We start from the raw sequence: 5,023 nt of genomic DNA on the forward strand, positions 1-5,023 counted from the left end.
CTTCTTGAGCACTTCTTCGGCGACTACCTTCTTGTCGGGTTTGTCCTTGAAGGCTGCTGAGCAGGATGAGCCGCTCGCCATTTCCGGCGTCGTTGTCCGGCGCCAATTTAATTAGCGATCCTGCGGCCGAAGCCGCGGACGAAATCGGTCTCGAACTCCAACGTCGCCGACAGATAGATATGACGAACGCCTTGGCCAAGGAAGCCATACACGCCAGTGGGAATGAACGGCGGCATGATTTCGATCCCGGTCGAAGAAATCAGCATCGCGCAATTGCCGGCATTGTCCCATAGCTCAACGTCGGAAAGAGGTCGGACTTGTTCCAATCCTTTTACCTTTTGATGCCAATGTTGAGGCGATGTGGCTGACCGGACGACTGGTTCCCGATCACAAGACCATAGCCGATTTCCGGAAAGACAACGGCCCAGGAATCCGCAAGGCGTGCGCCGTTCGGCACCATCAAGGCGTGGATGGGCTCAATGCACTTCCAAATGCGCGGGCTCAAAAACGTGCGAACCGAGATGGCGCTGCACGTCCTCGCCTACAATATCAAGCGTGTTATCAGCATGATCGGCGTAGGAGCACTTTGAGCGCAATCGCGGTTTGAGCGAACGGATGCATCATCGTTTCCCCAGAAACGCTGAGGATAAAGACCTCAGAACCATCTCAGAGACCAACGCGGCACAACAAATCAAAAATCACACCGAACCCGCCAGGGCTGAAGCCCACTACACCATGCCGCCAGTCATGCCGGAGTTTTCACTCCTCGGCCACAAGGGAACATGAGTCCAGCAACCGGAAGTCAACATTTCGTGACGGCGCCATGGCACAGGAATGCCGGCGCGCAATGTTGGACACCCCATTCGTCTGGTAAGCTGGAAGAAAGCACAGGCGCTGCGCTCAATATCCAGTCGGCAGAAAGGATCACGCTTGGCCCCCGGCGTAGCTAAATTTAGCGTCCACGGCGCTGGCATGAGAATTGCTAGACAAGTTTGCCACCCGATCTCGGGAAATACAGTCAGATTGGTGGTGGGAGGGTGGAATGAAGTATCATCAGATGGAAGCGTTCTATCAGGTCATGCTGACGGGAAGCGTGACGAAAGCGGCTAGCAATCTGGGACGGACGCAACCAGCCGTCAGCATGACGATCGCCAACCTGGAAGAGGAGCTCTCGACAACGCTCTTCGACAGGCATGCTGGACGCATCAGCCCTCGCAAAGAGGCGGAAATCCTTTTCGAGCAAGTGCGGCACGTTATGCAGCAGATGAAGGACATCAAACATCATTTCCAGCAGCTGGACGCTATCCCTGTGCCGAGGATATCCATCATCTCGTCTAGTATCGTAGGTATGGACCTCATCCCGACGGCAGTCTCGGAGATCGCGAAATCGGGGCAGGAATTGAGGCTGATGAACGGGACATCGGACACGATCGTTTCCGAGATCGAGAACCAACGCCACGACATGGCTGTGACGGACCGCGGAGCGAAAGACGTGCCGACGGCATCGCCCCTCTTCGACGTCGAGGTGTTCAAGGTTCCGGTCTGCGCAGTTTTCCATCGCGGCCTCATAGGCCAAGGCTTCGGACCGCTCAGCGCGCAACATCTTGCCGGACACCAACTTTGCACCTTGTACCACGACAACCCGTCAGCCCTAGATGTCCGGCGACAACTGCCGACTCCCAGGGTCGAGTTCGCCAGCTTCTTCCCGATGGCATGCTATGCCGTGAAGAACGGTGGCGTGGCAATTGCCGACTATGTGACCTGCACGGCAATCGACGCCCTCACCAAGGGAGAACTCCATTCCGAGTGGCGCATCATCGCCGACGCTGAACCCTCATCCTACTACCTTATGCGGCCGACGTATCGCGCTCGTTCCGTCATGGCGGACCGCTGTTACGATGCCATCAAAGCTGCACTCATCCGCCACGAAAGCCCATAAGTTTGGCTGATATCTTTATTAGAACTTCGGTTTTGCGCTTATAGCCGAAAGGTGTTTGATCTCTCCTGTCCTCGAGCCATCCTCGCAGGACCGATCGGGTACTCAAATTTAGAGAAAGCGAATGCGCGTCACCAACGTCAGGGCGTATAGAATTCCAACGGGCGGCGTCCGCCCGGTACTAGTAGAAGTCATCACGGACGAGGGTCTCGTCGGATGGGGCGAGGCCGCCGTCGCTTATGGCTTGGGTGCTCGGGGTGCCGCTGGAATGATCGCGGACTACTCCCCCAGGGTCGTCGGCGCGGACCCAGCTTATCCCCGCCATGTCTACCATGAAATTTACGACAATTCCTTCTGGACGAAGGGTGGGGGTGCCATCGCCTTCGCAGCTGTCAGCGCGATCGATCAAGCTTTGTGGGATATTAAGGCCCAATCCCTCAATGTGCCTGTCTACGAACTGTTTGGCGGTGCCTTTTCAAAGCGGGCCCAAGTCTATGCGAACGGCTGGAACTATCATTGCAACGACGCGGTCGAATGGGCCAACGCGGCAGAACGCCCGCTCAACGACGGATACAAGATACTGAAGAGCTATCCGCTGGCCACCCAACAACCTGGCCGCACCCTGACTCACGTCCAGCGCCGTGCACTTTCTCCTGAAGAGTTCACGAGGGCGATCGAGCGTCTTCGGCTCCTCAAGAAAGTCGTGGGGAACGACGCCGAGCTGATGATCGACCTGTCCGGCGGCGTCAACAATGATCAGCTGATGCGCATCCTAGAAGTATGCGACGAGCTCAATGTCTGCTGGGTCGAGGAGCCGCTGGACGCATTCAATCTCACGGGACTCAAGGGTCTCGCAGGCAAATACAAGTTCCCGATCGCCGCCGGCGAGCGCGTCTATACCCGCAACGGGTTCCGCAACCTGCTCGACACCGGGGCCATCGACGTCGTGATGCCGGATGTAGGCACCTGCGGCGGTGTATTCGAACTCGTGCAGATCGCGGCAATGGCCGAAGCCTATAATGCGCGCGTCTCCCCTCATAATTGCGCATCTTCGCTTTGCACGGCCGCTTCGCTTTCTGCGTGGGCCGCTTGCGCGAACGCCATGCCGCTCGAAATCTACCCCTACCTTCCCCAGTCCGACGGTTACGTGCAGGTCCTCAAGAACGCACCCGAGGATCGAATCAATGACGGATTTCTGGACGTCACCGACGACGTCGGCCTTGGTGCCATCGTCGATGCCGAGCGTCTTAGGCCATACTGCTGCTTCGACTTCCGCGAAGAAAACGGCTGATCCAGCCCGATATCAACGACCAGGCAAACTCAATAAAAGGGAACACACGAATGAAACCAACAGTCTCAAGAAGCGCGTTGGGCATTTTCGGAGCCATCGCTCTCTCGATGGCCGTCAGCGTTTCCGGCGCACACGCTGACGCGCTTGCCGATATCCAGGCCAAGGGAGTGTTTACCGTCGCCACGGAGACGGCAAACGCACCCTTCGATTTTGTGAAGGACGGCAAGATCGTCGGCTATACAGGCGACATCATCGACATCATCATGCGGGATCCGGTGATGAAGAATGTCAAGTTGGATAGGCTTGATGTTCCGTGGTCGGGTATTCTTCCGGGCCTGGCGGCGGGACGTTTCGATTTCGTCGTAAGCGCACTGACGGTGACTGAAGAGCGCGCCGCCAAATACCATCTGACCACGCCGGTCGCCGACGCGACGGTTGCGATAATGAAGAAGGCGAGCGACGACACCATTACGAAACCGTCCGACATAGCCGGCAAGAACGTGGGATCGCAGACAGGTTCCGCCCAGCTTGCAGCGGCGCAGGCTTACGCCGAAGAGCTTGCCAAGGCAGGAACCCCAGTCGCGAGTTTCAAGGACTACACGGCCTTCGACGAAGCTTACGCCGACTTGGCCGCCGGTCGTGTCGATGTGGTCATCAACAGCATGCCGAATCTTCTCGATGCTGTGCGCGTGCGCCCCGAGGTGTTCGCAATGGTCGACGGAACAATTGGACCTAAGAAATACTATTCTTGGGCCGGTCGCCCAGGTGAAGACCAGGAGGCTCTGAACAAGTTCATCGATGACAAAATCGCCGAGATGAACAAGGACGGCACACTCTCTAAGCTCCAGGAAAAGTGGTTCGGCGTGCGGATGGAAGTACCCTCTGCTCCGATTAGGTTCTGACAGGCCTGCGCGTGCCCGTTCGTCTTCGAACCGGGCATGCGCACCCGGAGTGAGCCGTGCTCGACCTCATTAGGAACTACTCAGGCGTCTTGCTGGACGGCCTGTTGACCACGGTACAAATCTCGACCCTCGGCATCGCTTTGGGCTGTGCTGCGGGTCTGGTGATCGCAGCGGGGCTGTCCACCTCGTCCAAATGGTTATCGGTGCCGTGCCGTGTCTATCGCAGCGCGATCAGAGGCACACCCATCCTCGTTCAGTTGCTCATGATCTTTTACGTGCCGACGACGTTCGGCTTCAAGATCGAACCCTATGTCGCCGCGGTCATCGGCCTCGGTCTAAACTCGGCGGCCTTCCAGGCGGAAATCTTCCGCGCCTCGATCGCAGCCATTCCCAAAGGACAAATTGAAGCTGCCGATATGCTCGGCCTCTCGACCGAAAGCATCTGGTGGCGCATACGATTGCCGCAGATGTTCCGGCTCGCAATGCCCCCGCTCATCAGCGAGCTTGGCATCCTGCTTAAGAATTCTTCGTTGGTCTCAATCATCTCCGTTACCGAACTGATGCGCAGGGGACAGCAAGTGGTCTCGGCCACCTATCAACCGCTCGAAACCTACCTGATCATTGCCATGGTCTACATCCTCCTGAATCTGGCTCTTGCGCGTTGCGGGTCAGCCTTAGAAACGCGGCTTTCCGTAAGTGGCAAGGAGTGAAGCGATGCTCGACACCGATCTCCTAATTCAGTATGCCCCCCTGTTCGGCGGAGGTCTTCTTCTGACGGCGGGATGTTCCGCCGCAGCTGCGGCCATCGGCGTCTTGTTTGGCATTCCACTCGCCATGTCTTTGCTGGCGAAAAACAGTGCCGTATCGTTGCCTGCGCGTGTCTATGTCGAAGTC

At 57.4% G+C, this 5,023-nt stretch carries 5 protein-coding genes and 2 pseudogenes; 6 read left to right on the forward strand and 1 reads right to left on the reverse strand.

The features are described from left to right. Positions 1-107: 107 nt before the first annotated feature. A complete protein-coding gene (locus EOA13_RS38210; RefSeq protein ID WP_164780582.1) occupies positions 108-266 on the reverse strand; it encodes a hypothetical protein in 159 nt (52 codons plus the stop codon). Positions 267-446: 180 nt separating this feature from the next. Between EOA13_RS38210 and EOA13_RS36435 the strand changes: the two are divergent. The 6 genes and pseudogenes from EOA13_RS36435 to EOA13_RS36460 form a co-directional block, all read left to right on the forward strand. Continuing rightward, positions 447-590 (forward strand): annotated as a pseudogene (locus EOA13_RS36435) (transposase); the annotation flags it as partial. 452 nt (positions 591-1,042) lie between these two features. Continuing rightward, positions 1,043-1,939, forward strand: a complete 897-nt coding sequence (locus EOA13_RS36440; protein ID WP_127297962.1) for a LysR family transcriptional regulator — start codon at positions 1,043-1,045, stop codon at positions 1,937-1,939. A gap of 121 nt (positions 1,940-2,060) precedes the next feature. Then, the gene (locus tag EOA13_RS36445) at positions 2,061-3,227 is read left to right on the forward strand and encodes a mandelate racemase/muconate lactonizing enzyme family protein (protein WP_127297963.1); all 1,167 of its coding nucleotides are present in this window, start codon (positions 2,061-2,063) and stop codon (positions 3,225-3,227) included. Between the two features lie 50 nt (positions 3,228-3,277). Next, positions 3,278-4,129 (forward strand): transporter substrate-binding domain-containing protein, encoded by an 852-nt coding sequence (locus tag EOA13_RS36450; RefSeq protein WP_127297964.1) that lies wholly within the window; start codon positions 3,278-3,280, stop codon positions 4,127-4,129. A gap of 56 nt (positions 4,130-4,185) precedes the next feature. Further along, positions 4,186-4,839: an amino acid ABC transporter permease gene (locus EOA13_RS36455; RefSeq protein ID WP_127297965.1), complete on the forward strand. Its 654-nt coding sequence runs from the start codon at positions 4,186-4,188 to the stop codon at positions 4,837-4,839. 4 nt (positions 4,840-4,843) lie between these two features. Continuing rightward, positions 4,844-5,023: pseudogene (locus EOA13_RS36460) on the forward strand (hypothetical protein); the annotation flags it as partial.

The sequence above is a fragment of the Mesorhizobium sp. M7A.F.Ca.US.011.01.1.1 genome (genome assembly GCF_003998295.1).
Taxonomy (GTDB): domain Bacteria; phylum Pseudomonadota; class Alphaproteobacteria; order Rhizobiales; family Rhizobiaceae; genus Mesorhizobium.

Coding starts and splice junctions, on each gene's coding strand:
- EOA13_RS38210 (WP_164780582.1), bottom strand. CDS start 266: ATGCTGATTTCTTCGACCGGGATCGAAATCATGCCGCCGTTCATTCCC.
- EOA13_RS36440 (WP_127297962.1), top strand. CDS start 1,043: ATGAAGTATCATCAGATGGAAGCGTTCTATCAGGTCATGCTGACGGGA.
- EOA13_RS36445 (WP_127297963.1), top strand. CDS start 2,061: ATGCGCGTCACCAACGTCAGGGCGTATAGAATTCCAACGGGCGGCGTC.
- EOA13_RS36450 (WP_127297964.1), top strand. CDS start 3,278: ATGAAACCAACAGTCTCAAGAAGCGCGTTGGGCATTTTCGGAGCCATC.